This is a genomic window from Microbacterium flavescens (assembly GCF_018588945.1).
Taxonomy (GTDB): Bacteria; Actinomycetota; Actinomycetes; order Actinomycetales; family Microbacteriaceae; genus Microbacterium; species Microbacterium flavescens.
Window position 1 is genome coordinate 66,227 of record NZ_JAFIWA010000003.1, and the last position, 24,942, is coordinate 91,168.

Below are 24,942 nucleotides of genomic sequence, written 5' to 3' on the forward strand. Positions count from 1 at the left end.
TCAAGCCTATCTCTCGGCAGGGGGGTCGGAGTCGGGCTCCGGGGCGCCGCCGAGGGCTCGCTCGCGGCTTTCGGCGAGCTCCTTCTCACGGCGGGCGCGAGACGTCAGGAGGTAGATCACGGCGCCGCCGAGCGCGGCGAGCAGGAGTCCGCCGACCACCCACGGCCACACGTCGCCGAACGTCGACGCCTCGTCGGCGTCGGGGGCGGCGGTGGGGGATGCCGTCGGTGCCGGCTCCTGCGTCGGCTCGGTCGTCGGCTCGGTCGACTCGGTGGGCGTCGGCGTGGGCGTCGCGGTGTCGGTCGGCGTCGGCGCAGGGGCTACCGTGAAGGCGAACTCGCCCGAGATCGGGTGGCCGTCGCTCGAGACGACCTTCCACAGCACCGTGATCTCACCGGATGCCTCGCCCGCGAGCGGCTGGGTCAGCACGTTGTCCTGCGCCGTCGGTGCGCCGTCGAGGAGCGACGTGCCCGAGGCATCCGTCACCGCCACCTCCGAGGCGCCCGCATCGGTCGCGATCGCGCCGCTGAAGGTCAGCGTCAGCTGCGCGGGGACTCCCTCGACGGTCGAGTCGGCGGAGGGGTTGCTTCCGATCAGCTCGTCGTGCGCGTGCGCGGGGGATGCCGGAACCACGAGCAGCGCGAACGCCGTGAGCAGGGCCGCCACCAGCGCGAGAACACGGGCGGGCAGGGCTGTGTGAATTCCTTGTGACATCATCCCGGCCAGCCTAGCCAAGCCTTCTCACCCGCCGAGGCCGCGGGTACCCTGACGAGCAGGCGGGCACCCCTGCCCGCGGACGATCACGGAAGCGAGGTGGGCAGATGGATTCCATGATGATGGACGCCATGTCGAAGGACATGATGTCGATGCCCGGCATGGACACGATGGACATGTCGGTGCTGCAGGCGGCTATGGACGCCTGCTCGGCCTGCGAGCAGGCGTGCACGGTGTGCTCCACTCAGATGATGTCGTGCGCCCCGGCATGTATGAACTGCGCGGACATGTGCAACACGATGATGCGCGCCATGATGCGCATGCAGGGGACGACCCCGGCGTCGATGATGGCCATGCTCGACGCGTGCATCGCGATGTGCCAGAACTGCATGGACGAGTGCCTGGAGCACGCCGACCACAGCGAGGTCTGCAAGATGTGCGCTCAGTCGTGCAAGGCCTGCATGGACGCCTGCATGGCGGTCAAGGACATGATGATGAAGGCGGCCTGAGCCGCGTCACCGTGCGACGTTGAAACGCTCGCGCCCGACGGCCAGCACGTGGTAGCGGCCGTGGACCGCGACCGGGGTGCCGGGCGTGAGCACGTGCGCCGCACCCGCGCTGTTCCACAGGGCGATCGCCTCTGCGGTCGTCAGGTCGCGCACCACGATCGTGCCCGACGCGGCATCGGCCGACTCGACGATCGCGTCCGTCCAGTCCGACGGCGTCGCCGAGGCGAGGCGCGACTGGATGAGGTGCAGCGCGTGCCCTGGAGCGAACGAGGAGCACGCGTCACCGTGGTCGCACATGCACGCCGCACGCTCACGCACCTCGAGGGGCGGGATGTGGCGGTGCTGGCTCGACACGGCAGGACTCCTTCTCGTAGCTTCGGTCTTTCGTTTACGTTAGGACGGCGCCTTTCCCGGGGCACGCGACCTGACACGGAGCGAAACAAAGCCGATCAGCGCGTCACGCCGATTTCCGCACTTTCGCGGGCGGGGTGATCGGATAGGCTTGCACGCAGAGGAGGACCACCGTGGAGGAACACCGCCGACCTGACGAGGGCGACATCCGCCGGGCATCCGGTGCAGACCCCGAGTCGGCCGAGTCCGATCGCGGGACCGACACGACGCAGACCTTCGGACATGACTCCGACCTCTCGTTCGTGCCGTTCGGAAGTGAGCTGGCCGACGCCGAGCTCGAGGCGATCGACGCCCTTCCCACCGGCGCTGCGCTGCTCCTCGTGCGGTCCGGCCCGACGGCCGGCGCCCGCTACCTGCTCGACACCGACGTGACGACGGTCGGCCGGCATCCCGAAGCCGACATCTTCTTCGACGACGTCACCGTCTCGCGTCGTCACGCCGAGATCACCCGCACCGGCACGTCGTTCGAGCTCGTCGACCAGCGCTCGCTCAACGGCACCTACGTCAACGGCGAGCGGGTCGACCGCTCCACGCTGCGCAACGGCGCAGAGCTGCGCATCGGCAAGTTCCGGCTGAACTTCTTCGTCTCGCCCGCAGACCTGGCCCAGGCCGCGGACGGGTGATGCCCGCCGCCTCCGCCCGCGAACGTTCGTCGTCCGCGGGTCTTCTGAGCATCGGCCAGGTGCTGGCGCGCCTCTCGCCCGAGTTCCCGTCGCTGACCTCGAGCAAGCTGCGCTTCCTCGAGGTGCAGGGCATCGTCACGCCCGTGCGCACCGAGTCCGGCTACCGCAAGTTCTCCCAGGCCGACCTCGAGCGGCTTCGCCTGGCGCTCACGCTCCAGCGCGACCACTATCTGCCGCTCGTCGTGATCCGGGAGTATCTCGAAGACGTCGACGCCGGACGCGAGCCCGCGACGCCGACGGCCGTTCCGCCGCCGTCGATCGTGCCCGCCCCGCGCCGGTACCGGCGCGACGAGCTGCTCGCCGCGTCAGGCGCCGCACCGCAGCTGCTCAACGACGCGATCAGCACCGGCGTACTCGTCGGCACCGACGCGTACACCGACCAGTCCGTCGCGCTGCTGCGGGCGCTCGTGGCGCTCGACCGTCACGGCATCGAGCCGCGTCACGTGCGTGCGCTCCGGCAGAACGCCGAGCGCGACGTCGCTCTGGTGGAACAGGCGCTTTCGCCCCTGCTGCGGCGGACGGATGCCTCGTCCCGCGGCCGAGCAGGAGAACTGGCGCCGGAACTGGCCAAACGGCTGGACGAGGTGCGGGCGATCTTCGTCCGTTCGGCCCTCGACCGGCTGCTGTCCTGATCGATCCGAGGCGCCGATCGCGCGACACGCCGAGGCCGTAGGCGCCGATGTCGTAGACGGAGCGCGGCGCCTCATCTAGCGTGGAAGTATCCGAGTCCGAGGGGGGCGAGCATGACTGCTCGAGAAGCGGCCGACAACGAGCCGTTCGTAGCTGAGCTCCTCTTCACCGACGGGCTCCCCGCCATGGACGACGAGGTCGGCTACCGCGGTGCGGTCGCCGCACGCGCCGCCGGCATCACCTACCGCCAGCTCGACTACTGGGCCCGCACCGAGCTCGTCGAGCCGACGGTGCGCGGAGCCAGCGGCTCCGGGTCCCAGCGGCTCTACGGCTTCCGCGACATCCTCGTGCTCAAGCTCGTCAAGCGGCTCCTCGACACCGGCATCTCGCTGCAGCAGATCCGCACCGCCGTCGATCAGCTGCGTGCCGCCGGCATCCGCGATCTCGCCGGAACCACCCTCATGAGCGACGGCGCGTCCGTCTACCTGTGCACGTCGAACGACGAGGTCATCGATCTCGTCAGCCGCGGTCAGGGAGTCTTCGGCATCGCCGTCGGCAAGGTGCTCCGCGAGGTCGAGACCGAGCTCGTGGCATTCGAGGCCCAGGCGCCCGAGACGCTCGACGAGCTCGCGGTCCGCCGCGCCGCCCGCACGGCCTGACGCTCTTCGCGGGGGCGCAACCGCCGATCGTTGAGCGAGCGGAGCGAGACGAAACGCGTCGCGCGGACTAAGGGCTCTTCGCGGGTTCGAGGCGTTTCGTCTCGTCGCTTCGCTCCTCGCTCAACGACCCGTGGGCGAGGCGACGCCCCGGTCAGTGAGGGCGCGTACCGTTCTCAGGATCGATGGACAGCCCCCGCGCTGGCAGCACCGGATTTCCGCGGCGGGGGCCGTCCCGGGTGTCGACTCGTCCTGAGAACGGCACCGTCGCTTCGCTCCTCGCTCAACGACCTGTGAGGAAAGCGCTCCGCGCGGGCGACGTCAGGCCTGGTGCGAGAGCACCCTCGAACGCGCGAACGCCTGCTCGAGGTCGGCGATGAGATCGTCGGGGCTCTCGAGCCCGATCGACAGGCGCACCAGCGCGTCCGACGGCTTGGCCTCCGACTGCACCGGGCGGTGGGTGAGCGCCGCGGGGTGCTGGATGAGCGAGTCGACGCTGCCGAGCGACACGGCGTGCGTGAAGAGCTCGACCGCCGCGGTCAGCTCGCTCGCGGCGTCGAAGCCATCGGCGAGTTCGACGGCGATCATCGCGCCCGGTCCGGACTGCTGCGAGCCGACGAGACCGTTCGGATCGCACTCGGCGAACTCCGGGAAGTGCACGCGAGCAACCTCGGGACGCGTCGTCAGCCAGCGCGCCACCATGCGGGCGCCCTCCTGCTGCGCGCGCAGGCGCACGGGGAGCGTCGTCAGCCCCCGGTGCAGCAGGTACGCGGCGAGCGGGTGCATGATCGCGCCGGTGATGGCACGGGTGCGACGCAGCGCAGCGGCCGTCTGGGCGTCGCACGCGACGACACCGCCGACGACGTCGCCGTGGCCCCCCAGATACTTGGTCGCGCTGTGCAGCGAGATGGCAGCGCCGAGATCGAGCGGATGCTGCAGCACCGGCGTCGCGAACGTGTTGTCGACGAGCACCGGCACGTCGCCCGCGGCGGCGACGACAGCGCGGATGTCGACGAGTTCGAGCGTCGGGTTCGCCGGGGACTCGAGGATCACCAGAGCCGTGTCGGGCCGCACAGCGGAGGCCACGGCATCCGGAGTGCAGTACGTTGCCTCGACGCCGAGCAGGCCCGAAGCCAGGAGGTGGTCGGTGCCCCCGTACAGCGGGCGCACCGCGACCACGTGACGCTTGCCCTGCTCGTGCGACAGTGCGAGCAGCACAGCGGTGACGGCCGCCATGCCGGAGGAGAAGGCCACGGCCTCTTCGGCGTGCTCGAGCCGTGCGAGCGCCTCTTCGAAGCGGGCGACGGTCGGGTTCCACAGGCGGGCGTAGACGTGCGAGCCGCCTTCGAACGGGTGGCCGCCGGTCGCGAGCACCTCGTAGGAGAGCCCGCCCACGTCGATGCCGGGGAGCGGGTTCGTCGACGAGAGGTCGAGGGGAAGCGCGTGCACTCCGAGCTCTGCGAGGTCGTCGCGGCCGGCGTGCACCGCAAGGCTGTCAGGGTGCAGCGACTTCGGTGTCATGCTGCCATCGTCGGCGATATCGCAGAGACGGGCAAGTCAGACCGCGGTGACGATGCCGTATCGTCATTGACGATTGCAGAATCCGCAGAGTGGAGGCATCCGATGGTCTCGTCTTCGAAGAATCCGCAAGCCGTCTCACTGGACGCGTTCGACCGGGCGATCCTGGCCGCACTCGTCGAGGACGGCCGGATGACGAACTCCGCCCTGGCCGCGCGCGTCGGGCTCGCCGAGTCGACCTGCGCCTACCGGGTGCGGGCGCTCCGAGAGAGCGGCGTGATCTCGAGCATCAATGCCCGGATCGACCTCGCAGCGATCGGCCGCCCGATCCAGGCCGTCGTGAAGGTGCACCTCTCGAGCCACAGCCGCGTGCACATCGACGAGCTCTTCGACCGGCTCGTGGAGATCCCGGGGACGCTCTCGGTGGTCCACGTCGCGGGAGACAACGACTTCCACCTGCACATGGCGGTCGCCAGTCCCGAGCGGCTGCGCGACCTGATCCTCGAGCACATCACGAGTCATCCGGCGGTCACCAAGACCGAGACGCAGCTCGTCTTCGAGGTGCGGCGCGGCGCCGGAGCGCTCGGGCCGCTCTAGGCGGGTCAGGCGCGGGCTTCGCCCGGGACGGGGATGCGGCCGGTGCGCATGACGCGGTCGAGCAGCGAGTCGAAGTCGGCGGCGAGCTCCTGCGCCGAGTCACCGGGCCAGATGTGGAGCGGCTTGGCGGCGCCCTGGGCCTGCTGCAGCGACGTGCGCTCGGGGAGTTGAGGCGCGAGGACGAGCGGGCCGAACATGTCGCGCAGCTCCTTGATGCGGAACTGGTGCTCGATCGACTGCGGTCGCACGCGGTTCACCACGATGCCGAGCGGCTGCAGACGGGGGGAGAGGCCGCGGCGGATCTCCTCGATCGCGCGGAGGGCGCGGTCGGCGGCGGCGACCGAGAACAGGCCGGGCTCGGTGATCACGATCACGCGGTCGCTGGCCGCCCACGCCGTGCGCGTGAGGGCGTTGAGCGACGGTGCGCAGTCGATGAGGACCAGGTCGTAGTCGGCCTCGATCGTCGCGAGAGCCTCCTCGAGCTTCCACACGTCGCGGACGCTCGGATGCGGGCCGTCGAAGTTGATGGCCGACGGGCTGCCGATCATGACGTCGATCGTGCCGGGATGCACCTTGGCCCACCCGCTGGAGGTGATGGCCTGACGGACCGTCTTCTCCTTGGGATTGGCGAGGACATCGGCGACATTCAGGCGGCCTGCCACCTGGATGTCCATGCCCGTCGAGACGTCGGACTGCGGGTCGAGGTCGACGACGAGCGTGCGGACACCGCGGGCGAAGGCCGCCGACGCGAGTCCGAGAGTCACGGTCGTCTTGCCGACGCCTCCCTTGAGCGAGCTGACGGAAAGGACGTGCACAAGGCACCACGTTACCGTCCCCTAGGCTGAGAGCACACTCAGGCCCGCCCGCACCGCCGCCCTCGGAGGTCGAATGTTCCGCAAGATCCTGGTCGCAAACCGTGGTGAAATCGCCATCCGAGCCTTCCGTGCCGCCTATGAACTGGGCGCGCGAACTGTCGCGGTGTTCCCCTTCGAGGACCGCGGGTCGCTGCATCGGCAGAAGGCCGACGAGTCCTACGAGATCGGCGAGAAGGGGCATCCCGTCCGCGCCTATCTCGACGTCGACGAGATCATCCGGGTCGCCCTCGCCTCCGGCGCCGACGCGATCTACCCCGGCTACGGATTCCTCTCCGAGAACCCCGAGCTGGCAGAGAAGGCCGCCGCGAACGGCATCGTCTTCATCGGACCGCCCGCGCGTGTACTGGAGATGGCCGGCAACAAGGTCACCGCGAAGCACCACGCCGTCGCCGCCGGAGTTCCGGTGCTGCGATCCACGGAGGCGTCCGACGACATCGACGCGCTGCTCGCACAGGCCGACGAGATCGGCTTCCCGATCTTCGTCAAGGCCGTCGCGGGCGGCGGCGGACGCGGCATGCGCCGCGTCGAGCAGCCGGCCGAGCTGGCCCCCGCGCTCGCGGAGGCGATGCGCGAGGCGGGCAGCGCCTTCGGCGACGCGCGCGTCTTCCTCGAGCAGGCCGTGCAGCGCCCCCGGCACGTCGAGGTGCAGATCCTGGCCGACAAGTCCGGCGAGACGGTCCACCTGTTCGAGCGTGACTGCTCGGTGCAGCGGCGCCATCAGAAGGTCATCGAGATCGCGCCCGCTCCCAACCTCGACCCCGACGTCCGCGACGCGCTCCACCGCTACGCGGTCGCCTTCTCGCGCTCGATCGGCTACGAGAACGCCGGCACGGTCGAGTTCCTGCTCGAGACCGCCGGACCGCGTACGGGCGAGGTCGTGTTCATCGAGATGAACCCCCGCATCCAGGTCGAGCACACGGTCACCGAGGAGGTGACCGACGTCGACCTCGTGCAATCGCAGATGCGCATCGCCTCGGGGGAGTCCCTCGCGGAGCTCGGCCTGCGCCAGGAGCAGATCCAGCTGCGCGGCGCGGCCCTCCAATGCCGCATCACGACCGAGGACCCGTCGCAGAGCTTCCGCCCCGACACCGGCCGCATCACGACGTACCGCTCACCCGGCGGCGCGGGCATCCGTCTCGACGGCGGAACGACCGCGGCCGGGTCGCAGATCAGCCCGCACTTCGACTCGATGCTCGCCAAGCTGACCTGCCGCGGCCGCGACTTCCCGGCGGCCGTCACCCGTGCACGGCGCGCCCTCGCTGAGTTCCGCATCCGCGGCGTGGCGACCAACATCCCGTTCCTGCGCGCCGTGCTCGACGATGAGGCGTTCGTCGCCGGCGACCTGAGCACGTCGTTCATCGACGAGCGCCCCCAGCTGCTCACCAGCAACCCCTCGCGTGACCGGGCGACGAAGCTCCTCAACTGGCTCGCCGATGTCACGGTCAACCGGCCGTACGGCGAGAAGCCGCTGCAGACCTCGCCCGGCAGCAAGCTGCCGCACATCGACCTGTCCGCCGAGCCGCCGGCGGGCACGCTCGCACGCCTGCGCAGCCTCGGTCCCGAGGGATTCGCCCGCGCCCTGCGCGAGCAGAAGCCGCTCGCCGTCACCGAGACGACCTTCCGCGACGCGCACCAGTCGCTGCTGGCCACGCGCGTGCGCACCCGCGATCTGGTCCGCGTCGGCCCGCACGTCGCCCGGATGACGCCGGAGCTGCTCTCCGTCGAGGCCTGGGGAGGGGCGACCTACGACGTCGCCCTGCGCTTCCTCGCGGAAGACCCGTGGGAGCGCCTGGCCGCGCTGCGCGAGGCGATGCCGAACATCCCGATCCAGATGCTCTTACGCGGACGCAACACCGTCGGCTACACGCCGCGGCCCGTCGAGGTGACGGACGCGTTCGTGAGCGAGGCCGCGCTGACCGGCGTCGACGTGTTCCGCATCTTCGACGCCCTCAACGACGTGTCGCAGATGAAGCCCGCGATCGACGCGGTGCGCGCGACGAACACGGCGATCGCGGAGGTCGCGCTCTGCTACACCTCCGACCTGCTGAACCCCGACGAGCAGCTCTACACGCTCGACTACTACCTCCGGCTGGCCGAGCAGATCGTCGAGGCCGGCGCGCACGTCCTCGCCATCAAGGACATGGCGGGGCTCCTCCGGCCCGCAGCCGCCGCGAAGCTCGTCACGGCACTGCGCGAGCGCTTCGACCTGCCGGTCCATCTGCACACGCACGACACCGCCGGCGGGCAGCTCGCGACCCTGCTCGCAGCGAGCGCCGCGGGAGTGGATGCCGTCGACGCGGCCGCTGCGCCGATGTCGGGCACGACCAGCCAGCCGTCGCTGTCGGCGCTCGTCGCCGCCCTCGCGCACACCGACCGCGACACCGGGCTCGACCTGCAGTCGGTCTGCGACCTCGAGCCGTACTGGGAGGCCGTGCGCCACCTGTACCGTCCGTTCGAGTCGGGACTCCCATCCCCGACCGGGCGCGTCTACCACCACGAGATCCCGGGCGGTCAGCTCTCGAACCTGCGCCAGCAGGCGATCGCCCTCGGCCTCGCCGACGACTTCGAGCTGATCGAGGACATGTACGCGGCGGCCGACCGTCTGCTCGGCCGCATCCCGAAGGTGACGCCGTCGTCGAAGGTCGTCGGCGACCTCGCTCTCGCGCTCGTCGCGGTGCGCGCCGATCCCGCGGACTTCGAGCAGAACCCACAGAACTACGACATCCCCGACTCGGTGGTCGGCTTCATGGCGGGGGAGCTCGGCGATCTGCCGGGCGGATGGCCGGAGCCGTTCCGCACGAAGGTGCTGGAGGGCCGTACGGTCTCGATCGACGTGCCGCCACTCACCGACGAGGAGCGGGCCGGACTCGCCGGAGACGGCGTCGAACGCCGCCGCACGCTCAACCGGCTGCTGTTCCCCGCGCCCGCCCGCGAGTTCGAGAAGAACCGCGCGGCGTACGGCGACCTGTCGGCGCTCGGCACCCCCGACTACCTCTACGGGCTCAAGCCGGGGGAGGAGCACATCGCCGAGATCGACCCGGGCGTGCAGCTCTACGTCGGTCTCGAGGCCATCGGCGAGGCCGACCCCAAGGGCATCCGCACCGTCATGACGACGCTCAACGGCCAGCTCCGGCCCGTGTTCGTGCGCGACCGGAGCATCAAGGTCGACATCAAGCAGACCGAGCGCGCCGACACCACAAAGCCCGGTCAGGTGGCGGCGCCGTTCGCCGGCGTCGTGACGCTGAAGGCGGCCGTGGGCGACACCGTCCGGGCCGGCCACCCGATCGCGTCGATCGAGGCCATGAAGATGGAAGCGGCCATCACCGCACCCGTCGATGGGGTCATCGAGCGCCTTGCGATCAGTGAGACGCAGCAGGTCGACGCAGGAGACCTTTTGGTCGTCATCCGCCCTGCCCAGTAACCTGGAGGGTGGCACCCGCCCGAAATCGCCCTCCCTCTCTTGGAGAACGCCGCAGTGACGCCTGATCGCCCCGACCACACGCCCGACGAATCCGAACACGGCGTGCTGTCCGACACCGGCAGCATCGAGACCGCCGGCTTCGGCATCCTCGGCGGATCGACCGCGCAGGTGAACGTCGAGCTGCCCTCCGCGTCCGACGACGACCTCGTCGACGACGACGTGATCGGCCACGAGGTTCCGTTCGTGGTCGAGATCCCCGCCGACACCGCCGAGGCCGAGATCGTCGAGACGGCGGCCGACGCCGAGGACTGGACCGTCGAGGACGGCGTCGAGGACTGGGAGCCCCTCGAAGACATCGCCGACGCCGACGAGGTGCTCGACGAGACGGATCCCGATGTCGCCGCGGCGCCTGCCGCCGTGGTGTCCGAGCCGCAGGCCGCGGCATCCGTCCCTGCTGAATCTTTCGACGACATCGTGACACCTGCACCCGCAGCTGCTGCTGCCGCGCGGCCCGCTGCTGCGAGCGACGTGTTCGACCGCCCGCAGGCCGCCGAGCGCGCCGGCTACGCGCAGCCCGACGTCACGCTGACGTCGAAGCGCCTGGGCGAGTTCGAGGCCGACCGCGAGACGGCCGACCTGCTCACCGCCGACCGCCTGCTCGATCCGCACCAGGTCGTGCGCTCCGAGCCCGAGGGCTACTGGCAGCACCTCGTCTACTCGATCTCCGGCCGTCGCATCAACCTCGGCGACGGCAAGCGCGCCCGCGCCCGCAAGGAGCTCGATCGCCGCATCGCCGCACCGCTCAGCGGCGGGGCGCGGTTCGTGCCCGTGCTGTCGCGCAAGGGCGGCGTCGGCAAGACCACCGTCACGACGGTCCTCGGCATGGCGCTGGCCGATGCTCGTGACGACCGCGTCATCGCCGTCGACGCCAACCCCGACCGCGGCACGCTCGCCGAGCGCATCGCCCGATCGAGCGGCAAGACGGTCCGCGACCTGGTGCGCATCCGCGGCGACGTCGTCGGCTTCAACGACCTGTCCGGCATCGTCGCGCGCGACGAGACGCGACTCGACGTCGTGGCATCGGACTCCGACCCGCGGGTGTCCGAGGCGTTCAGCGACGCCGACTACCGCGACGTGGCGGGCCTCGCCGCCCACTACTACTCGATCGTGCTCACCGATACCGGAACCGGCATCGTGCACTCGGTCATGGGCGCGACGCTCGAGCTCGCCGACCAGCTCGTCATCGTCGCCGGCCTCAGCGTCGACGAGGCGCGTCTCGCGTCCGAGACGCTCACGTGGCTCGAGACAAACGGCCACTCGGCCAAGGTGCGCAACGCGATCGTCGTGCTCAACAACGCCCGCCCCGGCAACCCGCTGGTGCAGCTGGAAGAGCTCGAGTCGCACTTCCGCACGCGCGTGCGCTCCGTCGTGCGCATGCCCTACGACGCGCACATCGCCGCGGGCAGCGCGATCGTGTTCCGCGACCTGCAGCCCGAGACCCGTCTCGCGGCGCGCGACCTCGCGGCCTCGGTCGTCGAGGGCCTGCGCACCGTCGCTTCGGCGTCCGCAGCCTGAGGCTCGGCGTGGCAGTCCGTCCCATCCGGGTCTTCGGCGACCCTGTCCTGACGTCCGTCAGCGCGCCCATCGACGAGATCGACGACGGCGTGCGAGCGCTCGTGCGCGACCTGCTCGACACCGTCGAGCTCCCGGGTCGCGCGGGCGTGGCAGCGCCGCAGATCGGCGTCGGACTCCGCGCCTTCAGCTACAACGTCGACGGCGAGATCGGCTACGTGCTCAACCCGGTGCTGGTCGAGGTGTCGGGCGAGCCGGAGGCGATCGGAGAGGGATGCCTGTCCGTTCCGGGCCTCTGGCACGACGCTGTCCGCCACCCGTGGGCGAAGGTCGTCGGCAACGACCTCGACGGCAACGAGGTCGTGCTCGAGGGCGAAGGGCTGATGGCCCAGGCGCTGCAGCACGAGACCGACCACCTCGACGGCATGCTCTACCTCAAGCGGCTCACGCCGGAGGAGCGCAAGATCGCCATGCGGGAGATCCGCGAGTCGGACTGGTTCTGACGAGCGCGTTTCGTCTCGCTTCGCTCGCTCAACGACCGGGGGGCGGGGCGCGCGGCGTGGGGGCGTTTCGTCTCGCTTCGCTCGCTCAACGACCGGGGGGCGGGGCGCGGGGTGGGGCGTTTCGTCTCGCTTCGCTGGCTCAACGACCGGGGTTGGGAGGGGGCGTTTCGTCTCGCTTCGCTCGCTCGACGACCGGGGCGACGGGAATGACGAAGCCCCGGACCTCCGAAGAGGGCCGGGGCCGCGGCATCCGCTCTATGTGATCACTTGAGCGAGACGTTGCTCGTGTTCACGGGAGCGCTGTAGAGCTCGTCGATCTCGGACGCGAAGTCGTCCATGATCACGTTGCGCTTGATGCTCATCTTGGGGGTGAGGTGTCCGCTCGCCTCGGTCCACTCGTTCTCGAGGATCGTGAACTTGCGGATCGACTCGGCGCGCGAGACCGACTTGTTGGCGTGGTCGATCGCCCGCTGCACCTCGGCGCGCACGGCGGGGTTCTTGGCTGCGTCGCCGAGCGACATGTCGCCCGGCAGATCGTTGTTGGCCAGCCACGTCGGCAGCATCTCGGAGTCGAGCGTGATGAGCGCCGAGATGAACGGCTTCTGGTCGCCGACGACGACGACCTGGCCGACGATCGGGTTGGCGCGGATCGGGTCTTCGAGCGCGGCCGGGGCGACGTTCTTGCCACCCGCCGTCACGATGATCTCCTTCTTGCGGCCGGTGATCTTCAGGAAGCCCTCTTCATCGAACGTGCCGATGTCTCCGGTCTTGAACCAGTCGCCGTCGAATGCCTGGGCGGTCGCCTCGGGGTTGCGCCAGTACTCCTTGAACACGTTGATTCCGCGCACCTGGATCTCGTCGTCTTCGCCGAGGCGGATGCCGACGCCCGGGAGCACGGGGCCGACCGTGCCGATCTTCGACTTCGTCGCGAGGTTGACCGTCGCCGGCGCGGTGGTCTCGGTGAGGCCGTAGCCCTCGAGGATCGTCACGCCGAGGCTGTGGAAGAAGTGGCCCAGCCGCGGCCCCAGCGGAGCGGAGCCGGAGACGGCGTACTCCACGTTGCCGCCCATGGCGGTGCGCAGCTTGCTGTAGACGAGACGGTCGAAGAGCTTGAACTTCATCTTCGTGATGAAGGGGACCTTCTTGCCGTCCTGCAGCAGCGTCGAGTGCTCGACGGCGGTGTGCGCGGCGGCGCGGAAGATCTTGCCCTTGCCGCCCGCCTCCGCCTTCTGCTCGGCCGAGTTGTAGACCTTCTCGAACACGCGCGGCACGGCCAGCAGGTACGTCGGCTTGAAGGAGCCGAGCGCGGGCAGCAGCTGCTTCGTGTCGGGCTGGTGGCCCGTCTTGACGCCCGCGTGGATGTTCAGGATGGAGATGAACCGCGCGAAGATGTGCGCCGTCGTGATGAAGAGCAGCGTCGAGGCGCCGGGCTTGGCCACCACCTCGGCGAGGGCCTTGCCCGAGTTGCGCGTCAGCTCGACGAAGTTGCTGTGCGTGAGCACGCAGCCCTTGGGACGACCGGTCGAGCCGGAGGTGTAGATCAGCGTGGCGATGTCGGCGCCGTTGGCCAGGTTGCGACGGCGCTCGATCTCCTCGTCGGTGACGTCCTTGCCGCCGGCGATGAGCTTGTCGAGGTCACCGCGCGCCATCTCCCACGTGGAGCGGATGAGCGGAAGGTCGGCACGCACCTCGTCGAGACGCGCCGAGTGGTCGGCCGACTCGGTGATGCAGGCGATCGCGCCGGAGTCGGTGAGGATCCATCCGACCTGCGAGGGCGAGCTGGTCTCGTACACGGGAACCATGACGGCGCCGGCGAAGAACAGCGCGAAGTCGACGAGCGTCCAGTCGTAGGTCGTACGGGCGATGAAGCCCACCTTGTCGCCCGGCTCGATGCCCGCGGCCACGAAGCCCTTCGCCAGCGCGAGCACCTGCTTGTGGAAGTCGGCGGCGGTGATGTCGCGCCAGCCGTCGCCGTCGGGCACGGCGAACAGCGCAAGCTGCGGGGTCGCCTTGACCCGATCTACGAGCAGATCGGTGATGTTCGCCTGCGGGTCGGCGGGGATGATCGCAGGGACTTCGAATTGGACCACGGCAGCTCCTTCGGTACCGGAAATGAATCTCGGGTGGATCTCATCCGAGTCTAATCGTCTCGGGCCCCCCGGCCAGCAGGGGTGTGGATGCCAGCGCGCCGCTAGACTTCAACGCGCCGTCGCGCGCGCGTCGGCCGGAGAGGGAGTGCGGTGCTCAAGGTCGGGATCGACATCGGCGGGACGAAGATCGCAGGAGGCGTCGTCGACCACGACGGCCGGATCGTCGAGAAGGTCCGAGTGGACACCCCCGCAGACACCCGCGCACTCGCCGATGCCGTGATCGACATGGTCCGCCACTTCGGCGCCGGTCACGAGGTCGCCGCCGTCGGCGTCGCCGCCGCCGGCTTCATCGACCGCGACCGCGCGACCGTCATCCACGCGCCGAACATCGCGTGGCACAACGAGCCGCTCAAGGCGACGCTCGAGGGCCGCATCGACGTGCCCGTGACGATCGAGAACGACGCCAACGCCGCCGGCTGGGCCGAGTTCCGCTTCGGCGCCGGCCGCGATGTCGACAACATGGTCATGCTGACGATGGGCACCGGCGTCGGGGGCGCCATCGTCCTCGACGGCGAGCTCTTCCGCGGCGGGCACGGCATCGCCGCCGAGCTCGGCCATACCCGCTTCACGCGAGACGGCCTGCCGTGCGGCTGTGGCCAGAACGGATGCCTCGAGCAGTATGCGTCCGGTCGCGCACTGCAGCGCGAGGCGAATGCGATCGCCGACGCCGGCGGCATCGGCGCGGCTCTCGCCGAGCTGCGCACCCAGACCGGCACGATCAGCGGGCCGGCGGTGTCGCGGCTGGTGCTGGCCGGCGACCCCGGCGCGACCGAGGCGCTGCGCCGAGTGGCGACCGCGCTCGGCGAGGCCTGCGGCGGGTTCCAGGCCGTGCTCGACCCCGAGCTCTTCGTGATCGGCGGGGGAGTGGCCCAGCTCGGCGAGGATCTCCTCGCCCCCGTGCGGCTGGCGTACGAGACGTCGCTCCCCGGGTACGGCGATCGCCCCATCGCCGAGTTCGCGATCGCGCAGCTCGTCAACGACGCCGGGCTCATCGGCGCGGCCGACCTGGCGGGCCGGGAGGTCTAGCGGTGTTCTACTGGCTGATGAAGTACGTGGTCGTCGGACCGATCGTCAAGGCGATCTTCCGTCCCTGGATCGTCGGCCGTCGTAACATCCCCGCCGAAGGCGGCGCCATCCTCGCCAGCAACCACCTGTCGTTCGTCGACTCGGTCATCCTCCCGCTGATGATCGACCGTCGCATGGCGTTCCTGGCCAAGAGCGACTACTTCACCGGCAAGGGCCTGAAGGGCATGGCGACCCGGATCTTCATGAAGGGCACCGGGCAGCTGCCCATCGACCGTTCCGGCGGGCGCGCATCCGAGGCATCCCTCAACACGGGCCTTCAGGTGCTGGGCGGCGGAGAGCTGCTGGGGATCTACCCCGAGGGCACCCGCAGCCCCGACGGCAAGCTGTACCGCGGCCGCACGGGCATCGCCCGCATGGCGCTCGAGGCGCACGTGCCCGTCGTGCCGGTGGTCATGGTCGACACCGACACGATGATGCCGATCGGCCGCCGAGTGCCCAACGTGGTGCGCGTGGGCGTCGTGATCGGCGAGCCCCTCGACTTCTCGCGCTTCGCCGGGATGGAGGGCGACCGCTACATCCTCCGCTCGATCACCGACGAGATCATGGTCGCGCTGCAGCGGCTGGGCGAGCAGGAGTACGAGGACGTCTACGCGTCCACCGTGAAGGACCGCCTCAAGACCAAGCGCTGAGCGGTCGTCATGCGGCGCCGGGCGGCCGGCGCCCACGGCTAGACTCGAGGGATGCTTCAGCAGCTCGACAGCCTCGACCACTGGCGGAATCTGCCCATCAAACAGCAGCCCTCCTGGCCCGATTCCGACGCCGTGGCCGCGGTCTCCGCCGAGCTGGCCACCCTTCCGCCGCTGGTGTTCGCCGGTGAGGTCGACAACCTGCGCGAGAAGCTCGCCCGCGCCGCCTCCGGCCAGGCGTTCCTGCTGCAGGGCGGCGACTGCGCCGAGACGTTCGCCGGCGCCACCGCCGAGCAGATCCGCAACCGCATCAAGACGGTGCTGCAGATGGCCGTCGTGCTGACCTACGGCGCCTCCATGCCGGTCGTGAAGATGGGCCGCATGGCGGGGCAGTTCGCCAAGCCCCGCTCGAGCGACTCCGAGACCCGCGGCGACGTGACGCTGCCCGCCTACCGCGGCGACATCGTCAACGGCTACGACTTCACCGAGGGCTCGCGGCAGGCCGACCCGCAGCGCCTGCTGAAGGGGTACCACACCGCCGCATCGACGATCAACCTGATCCGCGCGTTCACCCAGGGCGGCTTCGCCGATCTGCGCGAGGTGCACTCCTGGAACAAGGGCTTCGCCCAGAACCCGGCCAACCAGGCGTACGAGCGCATGGCGACCGACATCGACCGCGCCATCCGCTTCATGGAGGCCGCCGGCGCCGACTTCGACGAGCTCAAGCGCGTCGAGTTCTACACCGGTCACGAGGGCCTGCTCATGGATTACGAGCGGCCCATGACGCGCATCGACTCGCGCACGAACACGCCGTACAACACATCCGCCCACTTCCTGTGGATCGGCGAGCGCACTCGCGAGCTCGACGGCGCGCACGTCGACTACTTCTCGAAGATCCGCAACCCGATCGGCGTGAAGCTCGGGCCCACCACGTCTCCCGAGACGGCGCTCGCCCTCATCGACAAGCTCGACCCCAACCGCGAGCCCGGACGCCTCACGTTCATCACGCGCATGGGTGCCGGCAAGATCCGCGACGCGCTGCCGCCGCTGCTCGAGGCCGTGCGCGACTCGGGCGCGACGCCGCTGTGGGTGACCGACCCGATGCACGGCAACGGCATCACGACGCCCACCGGCTACAAGACCCGTCGCTTCGACGACGTGGTCGACGAGGTGCGCGGCTTCTTCGAGGCGCACCGGGCCGTGGGCACGTTCCCCGGCGGCATCCACGTCGAGCTCACGGGCGACGACGTCACCGAGTGCCTCGGCGGCTCCGAGCACATCGACGAGGCCACCCTCGCGACGCGCTACGAGTCGCTGTGCGACCCGCGCCTGAACCACATGCAGAGCCTGGAGCTCGCCTTCCTCGTCGCCGAGGAGCTCGAGAAGCGCTGACGGATGCCTCGGCCCGAGGCATCCCGCTCAGATCGGCGGCTCAGCCGCTGACGGTGATCTCGATGTACACGCGCGTGCCCTTCGTGAGCATCGATCCTGCCGCCGGGTTCGACGAGGCGACCTCCGTGATCTCGTCGGGGAAGGGCGCCCACAGAGCGGAATAGTCGACCTGGAATCCTGCAGCCTCGAGCTCCTGGATCGCCTGGTCGCGTGTCATGCCGATGACCTCGGGTACGGGGAACAGAGGCGGGCCCGTCGAGACGATCAGCGTCACGGGGTCGCCGGGGCGCCACGCTCCGCCGCCCTCGCGCTCGCTCGTGCCGATCACGAGACCCGCGGCGATCTCCTCGTCGGGCTGCTCGACGACCGAGTCGGCGACCTCGAGCCCGGCGTCGCTGAGGGTGCCTCGCGCATCATCGACGGAGAGCCCGCGCACGGCGGGCAGCTTGCCGAGGGAGACCGACAGCGTGGCGGTGTCGCCCTCGTGGACCGTGCAGCCCTCGCCGCAGGACACGTTGTCGCCGCCGGCGCGGGGATGGATCGTCACGCCGACGACCGTGTCGACGGCGGCGTCGCCGAACAGACCGGTCTCGCCGTCGACCGCGATGCCGTGCGAGTCGAGGATGCCCGTGGCCTCCGCCTTGTCCTTGCCGACGAGCGACTCGACCTGCACCTCGGCGGGCCCGAGCGAGATCAGCACCGTGACCTCGGACTCCTTGTCGAGCCGCGAGCCGGACGGGGGATCGGTGCCGATCGCGCGGCCGGCCTCGACCTCCAGGCTGTTCTGCCCCTGCTCGACCGCGGTGAGAGAGTCCTGTGCGAGGCGCTGCTGGGCCTCCGTGAAGGTCATCCCGGCCACGTCGGCGACGACGACCATGGATCCGGGCCCGGAGCCGAACCACCAGCCGAGTCCGCCGGCGAGGGCCGCGAGCAGGATCACCACGGCGATGAGCCAGCCGCCCCGCGTGCGACGGCGGCGCGTCGCCCGGCGAAGCGCCGTGGCGTTGTCGACCTCCTCGACGGCGAGCGTCGGACCGGTGCCGGCGGCCGCGGGGAGCACGGCCGTCAGGTCTCCGGACGGCGCGCCGTCGTCGCGCAGGATGCCGAGCGGCGTCGTGCGCGTCACGTTCGGCGTGATGCCGAGCTCGCGCTCGATCTCGCGGAGGCGGTCGAGCATCTCGCGCGCGTCGGAGGGCCGGTCGTCGGGGTTCTTCTCGGTCGCCCACAGCACGAGCTCGTCGAGCGGCTCGGGTACGCCGGGGTTCTTCACGCTCGGACGCGGCACCGAGTCCGTCGCGTGCTGGAACGCGATCTGCATGGGCTGCTCGCCCTTGTAGGGCTGCTCACCCGTGAGCATCTCGTACAGCAGGATGCCCAGCGAGTAGATGTCGCTGCGTGCATCGGCCATGCCGCGGGTGACGAGCTCGGGCGCGAGGTAGGCGATCGTGCCGAGCAGCTGCGCACCCGTCGCGGTGTTCGCCGTGGTCGCACGGGCGAGGCCGAAGTCGCCGATCTTGATGCGGCCGTCCTCGGCGAGGAGCACGTTCTCGGGCTTGACGTCGCGGTGCACGATGCCCGCCCGGTGGGCTGCGGCCAGGCCGGAGAGGATGGCGTCGAGGATCGACACCGCCTGCGGCACGGTGAGCCGGCGCTGCTCGCGAAGGAGCTCACGCAGCGTGATGCCGGGCAGGTACTCCATGACGAGGTACGCCATGTCGCCGTCCTGGCCCTGGTCGAAGACGTTGACCACGTGCGGGTCGGCGAGGCGGGCGGCCGCCCGGGCCTCCTGGATGAACCGGCTCTGGAAGACCGTGTCGTCGCTCAGGTGCCCGTGCATGACCTTCAGGGCGACCCGACGCTCGAGGCGCAGATCTGTGGCGACGTAGACCGTGGCCATTCCGCCACGGGCGATGCGAGCGCGGACGCGGTATCGGGCGTCGACCAGACGCCCGATCAGCGGGTCCGTCTGCTGGCTCGTGCTCACGGGAGAAGTCTACGGACGCAGACCTGCGAGCCCGCGGAGCGCCTCACCCTGCAGCCGCGGCTTTCGCGGCTCAGCCGAGGGCTGCAAGCCACGCGTAGGCAGGCTTCTCCCACTGTGCGTAACGATCGGGATACGCCGAGATCTGCACCGCCTGCGCGGCCTGCGCGAACGTCATGCTCTGCCATCCGGGGATGTCGAGGAGACCTCGCGTGCGCGATCCGTTCGGATCCGACGGGCCGCCGTAGAAGACTTTGATCGCGCGGACGCGGTCGCGGACCTGGTCCGCCGTGCCCCAGCCGGTGCTGGGGCGCTGCTGGAACAGCCCGAGGGAGTCGCGGTCGCCCCAGTCGAGGTTGCGGATCCAGGACTCCTGCATCGCGGTGCCGAGCGCGATGGCGATGCCGCGGTCGGGGACGCCCAGCTCGCGGCCGACACGGATGATGAGCCGTGCGTTGTCGGCCTGCTCGGCATCGAGCCCCGCCGCCGCCCCCTTTCCGGGGATCGCGAGCTTCTGACCGGGGTAGATGATCGACGACGTCCCGAGCCGGTTGGCCGTGAGCACCGCGCCGATCGAGACGCCGTGGCGCGCCGCGATCGACGTGATCGTGTCGCCCGCCTTCACGACGTAGCTGCCGGCAGGTGCAGGTGCAGGGGCCGGAGCGGGAGCCGCTGGAGCTGCGGCGACCGGTGCCGACGCTGCCGCGCGCACCATGCCGGGGATCGACAGCTTCTGACCGGGGTAGATGATCGACGACCAGCCGAGGCCGTTCGCCGAGAGCACCGCGGCGGTCGAGACCCCGTGGCGCGACGCGATCGCGCTGATGGTGTCGCCCTGCCGCACCGTGTAGGGGCCGGATGCCGCAGCCTTCGGCTTCGCTGACGTCGGCGCCGCGGTCGCCGCCGCCGACAGCTTGAGGACCTGGCCCGGATAGATGGTGGACTTCCAGCCCAGGCCGTTCAGCGTGAGCACGTCGATCGTGCGCAGTCCGAAGCGCGACGCGATCGCGCTGACGGTGTCGCCGCGCTGGACGGTGTACTTGGAGGGCTTCGCGGCGGCGACGTGGATCGCAGTGGGTGCCGCCGCAGGGGCCTTCGCCGAGGCACCGGAGAGCGCCGCGGGAAGAGGCAGGGGGCGCGGCATCCGCTCTTCCGCCGTTCTCTGCTCGGCGTGTGCCGGAGCAGCGGACAGGACGAGAGCGATCGAGCCGAGGACGGCGGCCGGAACGCCGGCCGAGATCATCCTCGGCGAGCGGGCACGGTGGGTGCGGTGGTCGGGTCGCAAGAGATTTCCCCCCTCTATGGACTTCCAGAACGGTGTCACGGATGTGAACGGGTGTCAACGGCAGTGAGAGAAGGGACCAATGTGATGAATGTGACGGAAGCGCGCTCGGCGCTCGGCGTGCGGAGGGCGCCGGAGCAGTGCGATAGTTGCTGAGTGACCACTGAAGACGCCCCGCGCATCGAGACCGAATGGCTCACCCTGCCCGAACTGGTGGAGGTGCTGGGCGAACCGCTCGGCCGTGTCCGCCGCTTCATCGACGAGTCCTACCTCGTCGGCACGCGCCGCGACGGAGCCCTCAAGGTCCCCGCCCTGTTCATCGTGGACGGGCACCCTCTCGCGTCGCTGCGGGGGACCGTGATCGTGCTGCACGACGCCGGGTTCTCGGACGACGAAGTCATCGAATGGCTCCTCACGCCGGAGGAGTCCATCGGCATCCCGCCCATCGAGGCGCTGCGCGCCGGTCGCAAGGCGGAGGTCCGGCGGGTCGCCCAGACGATGGCCTGAGACCGCTGTCAGGTGACGCGGACCGTCGCCGCCCGTGCCAGGTCGCGCAGCTCGCTGACCGCGGCGTTGCCCAGGCGCGCGCCCGAGAGTGAGCGCTCCGCCGCGCGTGCATAGTCGGCGATGAGGCTCTCGACCCGATCGAGCGCGCCGGATTCCACGATGGTGCGCTGCAGCGACGCGATCTGGCCCGCATCCAGCGTGCGATCGCCGATGAGCTCGTCGACGATCCGTCGCGCCGGGGGCGCGAGGGACTCCCGCGCGTAGGCGATGAGGACGGTGCGCTTGCCCTCGCGGAGATCGTCGCCCGAGGGCTTGCCCGTCTCGCGCTGGTCGCCGAAGACTCCGAGCACGTCGTCGCGCAGCTGGAAGGCCATGCCGAGCGGATGACCGAAAGCCGCGAGCGCGGCGACCTGGGCGGCATCCGCGCCGGCCAGGGTCGCGCCGATCACGAGCGGCTGCTGGATGCTGTAGCGCGCCGACTTGAGCGACGCGACCCGGAGTGCCCGGTCGGCGTGGCGGTCGTCGTCCTCGGTCACGAAGGCCGATTCCTCGGCGATGTCGAGGAACTGCCCGATCGTGACCTCGCGGCGCATCGTGGCGTACTCGGAACGTGCCGCCGACGCCGGCGCAGGCTGGGCGACAGCGAGCCCCTCCTCGAAGAGGTCGTCGCTCCAGGCCACGAGCAGATCGCCGAGGAGCACGGCCGCCGACCGACCGAAGGCGGCGGCATCCCCCGCCCATCGGGCGCTCCGATGCGACGCCTCGAGGGCGCGGTGCGCGGCGGGGCGGCCGCGCCGGGTGTCGGAGTTGTCGATCACGTCGTCGTGCACGAGCGCGGCGGCGTGGAACACCTCGAGGGCGGCGGCCGCGGTCACGACCTCGGCCGGCATCGAGGGGGCAGGGCGGGATGCCTCCTCCACTGCCCTCCACCCGGCGACGCAGAAGCGGCCGCGCAGTCGCTTGCCGCCCTCGACCGTGGCGGCGGCCGCCTCCACGAACGATGCCGCCTCGGCGCCGAGGTCGGCTGCGTGGAGGCGCTGAGCCGAGATGAAGATGTCCAGACGCTGGGAAATGGCTTCGACAGGATCTGGAGAGGCTGACACGGGCCTAGCCTAGTGATCTACGGCACGGGTAGAATCGGTGCAATCGAGCTACAGAGGGGGATGCATGCCACTCTCCGAACAGGAGCAGCGTCTGCTCGACGAGATGGAACGCCATCTGATGCGCAACGACGCAGACGTCGTCAGTGCGCCCCGCGACGGACGCAGCCTCAGTTACCGCAACATCGTCTACGGCACGATCCTCGTGCTGCTCGGACTCGGCGGCCTGATCGTGGGCGTCTCGCAGCAGCTGATCGTCGTCGGCGTGATCGGGTTCGTGATCATGCTCGGGGGCGTGCTGCTCGCCGTCACTCCCACTCGCGGCACCGCACGGCTGCGGGTCGAGCCCGAGAAGCCGGCGGCCGCACCGCAAGGATCCTCGTTCATGGATCGCATGAACAACCGCTGGGACCGGCGTCAGGAAGGACGCTGATCAGCTCCATCCGCTGACGACGGAAGACAAGCACCGACCTTCGGGTCGGTGCTTTTTCTTTTGCCCGAAAACGCCGGGATCGTGCGCCGAATGGAGGCCCAGGGGAGCGGCATGCGATCAATGAGTGACAAAGTGGAGGGAAGTGGAGTAAAGTGGCGTACACCCAGGGGGGCCAGGGATGAAGGGGGAGTGATGAGCCGATGCTTTTGGGCACGCACACTCCCAAGCTCGACGACAAGGGCCGCGTCATCCTTCCCGCGAAGTTCCGCGACGACCTCGGTGGAGGCGTCGTGGTGACCCGCGGACAGGACCGCTGCCTCTACGTCTTCAGCACGCAGGAGTTCGAGCGGGTGCACGAGCGCATCCGCGAGGCGCCGCTCGCCAACAAGCAGGCCCGCGACTTCCTGCGCATGTTCCTCTCCGGCGCGAGCGCCGAGAAGCCCGACAGCCAGAACCGCATCACGATCCCCCCTCCGCTGCGCGCCTATGCAGGCCTGGAGCGCGACCTCGTCGTCACCGGCGTGGGCGCCCATGCCGAGATCTGGAACGCCGACGCGTGGAACTCCTACGCCGACGCCAACGAAGAGACGTACGCCGAGCTGGAGCAGGAGGTGATTCCGGGCCTCTTCTGAGCCCTCCGCTCTGACTCCCAGCTGCTCGTGCCCTGACGCCACTTCCCCGGTGCCAGGTCGGAGCGGATGGGGATCAGGGCCGAGGGACACGGCCCCGAACGACATGAACCTGCGCGACATCCACACCCCGGTGCTGCTCGACCGCTGCGCGGAGCTCCTCGCTCCGGCCCTCCAGCGCGAGGGAGCGGTCTTCGTCGACGCGACGCTCGGCATGGGCGGCCACTCCGAGGCGTTCCTGGAGCGGTTCCCCGGCATCCGTCTCGTCGGTCTCGACCGCGACACCGACGCCCTGCGCATCGCGGGGGAGCGCCTGGCGCGCTTCGGAGACCGCGTCACCCTCGTGCACACGGTGTACGACGGCATCGCCGACGCCGTGACCTCGTCGGGGTACGCCGCGGCCGACGGCATCCTGTTCGATCTCGGCGTCTCGTCGCTGCAGCTCGACGTCGCCGATCGCGGCTTCGCCTACTCGCAGGACGCGCCCCTCGACATGCGGATGGACCAGTCGGCCGGCACGACCGCCGCCGACATCGTCGCGACGTACGGCGAAGGCGACCTCCGGCGCATCTTCGAGCGCTACGGCGAGGAGAAGCTCGCGGGCCGCTACGCCCGCGCGATCATCGCCGCCCGGGCGGAGGCACCGATCGAACGCTCCGGGCGCCTCGTCGAGATCCTCGTGGCGGCGACGCCGTACGCGGCGCAGCGTACCGGCCACCCCGCCAAGCGCGTGTTCCAGGCCCTGCGCATCGAGGTGAACCGTGAGCTGTCGGTGCTCGAGCGGGCCATCCCCGCCGCCCTCGGCGCGCTGCCCGTCGGCGGCCGCATCGTGGTGCTCGCCTACCAGTCGCTCGAGGACCGCCTGGTCAAGCGCGCGCTGGCGGATGCCTCGGCCTCAACGGCGCCGGCCGGGCTGCCCGTCGAGCTGCCCGAGCACGCGCCGAAGTTCAAGCTCCTCGTGAAGGGCGCCGAGCTGGCGTCCGATGAGGAGCGCGCGGTGAACCCGCGCGCGACCCCCGTGCGCCTGCGCGCGGCCGAGCGGCTGCGGGAGGACGCATGAGCACCGCAACCGCCACCGCCCTGCGCACGGCGCCCTCCGTCGCCCCCGACCGCACCGGGAGTCCGAATCGCCGACTGCGGGTCGTCGAGGCGCCGGCCCGTCGCCGGCGTCCGAGGCTGCTGTACGGCATCGTCGCCGTGCTCGGCGCCTTCCTCATCGCAGGGGCGCAGATGGTGCTGTCGATCATGACGACGCAGAGCTCGTACGAGCTGTCGACGCTCACGCAGCAGCAGCGCGACCTGACCTACGAGAAGCAGATCCTCTACGACAGCGTGGCCGGGCTGAGCTCGCCGCAGTACCTCGCCGCCAACGCAGCCGCGCTCGGCATGGTCATCGACGAGTCGCCGAGCTACCTCCGCCTCAGCGACGGCGCGCTCCTTGGAGCGGGGGAGGTGTCGCTCGGCTCGTCGTCTGTCGACGCCATCGGCCGGGGCGCGGTGCCGAACGCCCTCATCGCCGACACGCCGCTGGTGACCGAGCCCGACGCCACGATCGACGGCAAGCCCGTCGCCCCGGTCGACGCCGGAACCGGGGCAGACGGCGGCGGAGTCGGCAACACTCCGCCTCCCATCACCGACGGACTCCCCACGCCGAGCACACACTGAGA

At 70.3% G+C, this 24,942-nt stretch carries 24 protein-coding genes; 16 read left to right on the plus strand and 8 right to left on the minus strand.

What is annotated here, in order from left to right; genetic code table 11:
- Positions 1-6: 6 nt before the first annotated feature.
- On the minus strand, positions 7-717 hold the full coding sequence (locus JX005_RS07210; protein ID WP_246533689.1) for a copper resistance CopC family protein: 711 nt from the start codon (positions 715-717) through the stop codon (positions 7-9).
- 104 nt (positions 718-821) lie between these two features.
- Between JX005_RS07210 and JX005_RS07215 the strand changes: the two genes are divergently transcribed.
- Positions 822-1,223, plus strand: a complete 402-nt coding sequence (locus JX005_RS07215; RefSeq protein ID WP_214466763.1) for a four-helix bundle copper-binding protein — start codon at positions 822-824, stop codon at positions 1,221-1,223.
- Between the two features lie 6 nt (positions 1,224-1,229).
- Here JX005_RS07215 and JX005_RS07220 read toward each other — a convergent pair whose 3' ends face one another.
- Positions 1,230-1,577, minus strand: a complete 348-nt coding sequence (locus JX005_RS07220; protein WP_307858526.1) for a hypothetical protein — start codon at positions 1,575-1,577, stop codon at positions 1,230-1,232.
- Positions 1,578-1,747: 170 nt separating this feature from the next.
- Here JX005_RS07220 and JX005_RS07225 point away from each other — a divergent pair, with 170 nt between their 5' ends.
- From JX005_RS07225 to JX005_RS07235, 3 genes are all read left to right on the plus strand, one after another.
- Positions 1,748-2,257, plus strand: coding sequence for an FHA domain-containing protein (locus tag JX005_RS07225; protein ID WP_214466764.1), 510 nt, complete (start codon positions 1,748-1,750; stop codon positions 2,255-2,257).
- A complete protein-coding gene (gene ftsR, locus JX005_RS07230; RefSeq protein WP_214466765.1) occupies positions 2,257-2,949 on the plus strand; it encodes a transcriptional regulator FtsR in 693 nt (230 codons plus the stop codon). Before JX005_RS07225 ends, ftsR begins: the two co-directional genes overlap by 1 nt.
- Before the next feature lie 111 nt (positions 2,950-3,060).
- A complete protein-coding gene (locus tag JX005_RS07235; protein ID WP_214466766.1) occupies positions 3,061-3,606 on the plus strand; it encodes a MerR family transcriptional regulator in 546 nt (181 codons plus the stop codon).
- A gap of 318 nt (positions 3,607-3,924) precedes the next feature.
- Here the strand turns inward: JX005_RS07235 and JX005_RS07240 are convergent, their stop codons facing one another.
- Positions 3,925-5,124: a trans-sulfuration enzyme family protein gene (locus tag JX005_RS07240; RefSeq protein WP_214466767.1), complete on the minus strand. Its 1,200-nt coding sequence runs from the start codon at positions 5,122-5,124 to the stop codon at positions 3,925-3,927.
- A gap of 102 nt (positions 5,125-5,226) precedes the next feature.
- On the opposite strand from JX005_RS07240, the gene JX005_RS07245 reads away from it, so the two are divergent.
- The gene (locus JX005_RS07245) at positions 5,227-5,718 is read left to right on the plus strand and encodes an Lrp/AsnC family transcriptional regulator (RefSeq protein WP_214466768.1); all 492 of its coding nucleotides are present in this window, start codon (positions 5,227-5,229) and stop codon (positions 5,716-5,718) included.
- A gap of 5 nt (positions 5,719-5,723) precedes the next feature.
- On the opposite strand, the gene JX005_RS07250 is transcribed toward JX005_RS07245, so the two are convergent.
- Positions 5,724-6,533 carry a ParA family protein gene (locus tag JX005_RS07250; RefSeq protein WP_214466769.1) on the minus strand — a complete coding sequence of 270 codons (810 nt, stop codon included), beginning with the start codon at positions 6,531-6,533 and terminating at the stop codon, positions 5,724-5,726.
- 73 nt (positions 6,534-6,606) lie between these two features.
- On the opposite strand from JX005_RS07250, the gene JX005_RS07255 reads away from it, so the two are divergent.
- From JX005_RS07255 to JX005_RS07265, 3 genes are read left to right on the plus strand one after another with little or no spacing between them, the layout of a single operon-like run.
- Positions 6,607-10,014, plus strand: coding sequence for a pyruvate carboxylase (locus JX005_RS07255; protein ID WP_214466770.1), 3,408 nt, complete (start codon positions 6,607-6,609; stop codon positions 10,012-10,014).
- Positions 10,015-10,068: 54 nt separating this feature from the next.
- The gene (locus tag JX005_RS07260; RefSeq protein WP_214466771.1) at positions 10,069-11,589 is read left to right on the plus strand and encodes a MinD/ParA family ATP-binding protein; all 1,521 of its coding nucleotides are present in this window, start codon (positions 10,069-10,071) and stop codon (positions 11,587-11,589) included.
- 8 nt (positions 11,590-11,597) lie between these two features.
- Entirely contained in the window at positions 11,598-12,089 is a 492-nt protein-coding gene (locus JX005_RS07265) for a peptide deformylase (protein ID WP_214466772.1), read from the plus strand.
- Positions 12,090-12,352: 263 nt separating this feature from the next.
- On the opposite strand, the gene JX005_RS07270 is transcribed toward JX005_RS07265, so the two are convergent.
- Positions 12,353-14,179 (minus strand): AMP-dependent synthetase/ligase, encoded by a 1,827-nt coding sequence (locus tag JX005_RS07270; protein WP_214466773.1) that lies wholly within the window; start codon positions 14,177-14,179, stop codon positions 12,353-12,355.
- Positions 14,180-14,329: 150 nt separating this feature from the next.
- On the opposite strand from JX005_RS07270, the gene JX005_RS07275 reads away from it, so the two are divergent.
- The 3 genes from JX005_RS07275 to JX005_RS07285 are packed head-to-tail and all read left to right on the plus strand — an operon-like array spanning position 14,330 to position 17,343.
- The gene (locus JX005_RS07275; RefSeq protein ID WP_214466774.1) at positions 14,330-15,265 is read left to right on the plus strand and encodes an ROK family glucokinase; all 936 of its coding nucleotides are present in this window, start codon (positions 14,330-14,332) and stop codon (positions 15,263-15,265) included.
- Positions 15,266-15,267: 2 nt separating this feature from the next.
- Complete coding sequence (locus JX005_RS07280; RefSeq protein WP_214466775.1) at positions 15,268-15,954, plus strand: lysophospholipid acyltransferase family protein; 687 nt, start codon at positions 15,268-15,270, stop codon at positions 15,952-15,954.
- Positions 15,955-16,005: 51 nt separating this feature from the next.
- Positions 16,006-17,343, plus strand: coding sequence for a class II 3-deoxy-7-phosphoheptulonate synthase (locus JX005_RS07285; protein ID WP_214466776.1), 1,338 nt, complete (start codon positions 16,006-16,008; stop codon positions 17,341-17,343).
- Between the two features lie 40 nt (positions 17,344-17,383).
- Here the strand turns inward: JX005_RS07285 and pknB are convergent, their stop codons facing one another.
- Positions 17,384-19,327, minus strand: a complete 1,944-nt coding sequence (gene pknB, locus JX005_RS07290) for a Stk1 family PASTA domain-containing Ser/Thr kinase (RefSeq protein ID WP_214466777.1) — start codon at positions 19,325-19,327, stop codon at positions 17,384-17,386.
- 70 nt (positions 19,328-19,397) lie between these two features.
- Positions 19,398-20,567: a LysM peptidoglycan-binding domain-containing protein gene (locus JX005_RS07295; protein WP_443674035.1), complete on the minus strand. Its 1,170-nt coding sequence runs from the start codon at positions 20,565-20,567 to the stop codon at positions 19,398-19,400.
- Between the two features lie 195 nt (positions 20,568-20,762).
- Here JX005_RS07295 and JX005_RS07300 point away from each other — a divergent pair, with 195 nt between their 5' ends.
- Complete coding sequence (locus tag JX005_RS07300) at positions 20,763-21,113, plus strand: Rv2175c family DNA-binding protein (protein WP_307858527.1); 351 nt, start codon at positions 20,763-20,765, stop codon at positions 21,111-21,113.
- An 8-nt stretch (positions 21,114-21,121) separates the two neighbouring features.
- Here JX005_RS07300 and JX005_RS07305 read toward each other — a convergent pair whose 3' ends face one another.
- Positions 21,122-22,216 (minus strand): polyprenyl synthetase family protein, encoded by a 1,095-nt coding sequence (locus JX005_RS07305; RefSeq protein ID WP_214466778.1) that lies wholly within the window; start codon positions 22,214-22,216, stop codon positions 21,122-21,124.
- 64 nt (positions 22,217-22,280) lie between these two features.
- On the opposite strand from JX005_RS07305, the gene JX005_RS07310 reads away from it, so the two are divergent.
- The 4 genes from JX005_RS07310 to ftsL all read left to right on the plus strand — a co-directional run bounded on the left by JX005_RS07310 (position 22,281) and on the right by ftsL (position 24,940).
- Positions 22,281-22,646, plus strand: a complete 366-nt coding sequence (locus JX005_RS07310) for an SCO2097 family morphological protein (RefSeq protein ID WP_214466779.1) — start codon at positions 22,281-22,283, stop codon at positions 22,644-22,646.
- 200 nt (positions 22,647-22,846) lie between these two features.
- A complete protein-coding gene (gene mraZ / locus JX005_RS07315; protein WP_214466780.1) occupies positions 22,847-23,278 on the plus strand; it encodes a division/cell wall cluster transcriptional repressor MraZ in 432 nt (143 codons plus the stop codon).
- A 103-nt stretch (positions 23,279-23,381) separates the two neighbouring features.
- Entirely contained in the window at positions 23,382-24,335 is a 954-nt protein-coding gene (rsmH, locus tag JX005_RS07320; protein ID WP_214466781.1) for a 16S rRNA (cytosine(1402)-N(4))-methyltransferase RsmH, read from the plus strand.
- On the plus strand, positions 24,332-24,940 hold the full coding sequence (gene ftsL / locus JX005_RS07325) for a cell division protein FtsL (RefSeq protein ID WP_214466782.1): 609 nt from the start codon (positions 24,332-24,334) through the stop codon (positions 24,938-24,940). The genes rsmH and ftsL overlap by 4 nt, the downstream gene beginning before the upstream one ends.
- Positions 24,941-24,942: the final 2 nt, after the last annotated feature.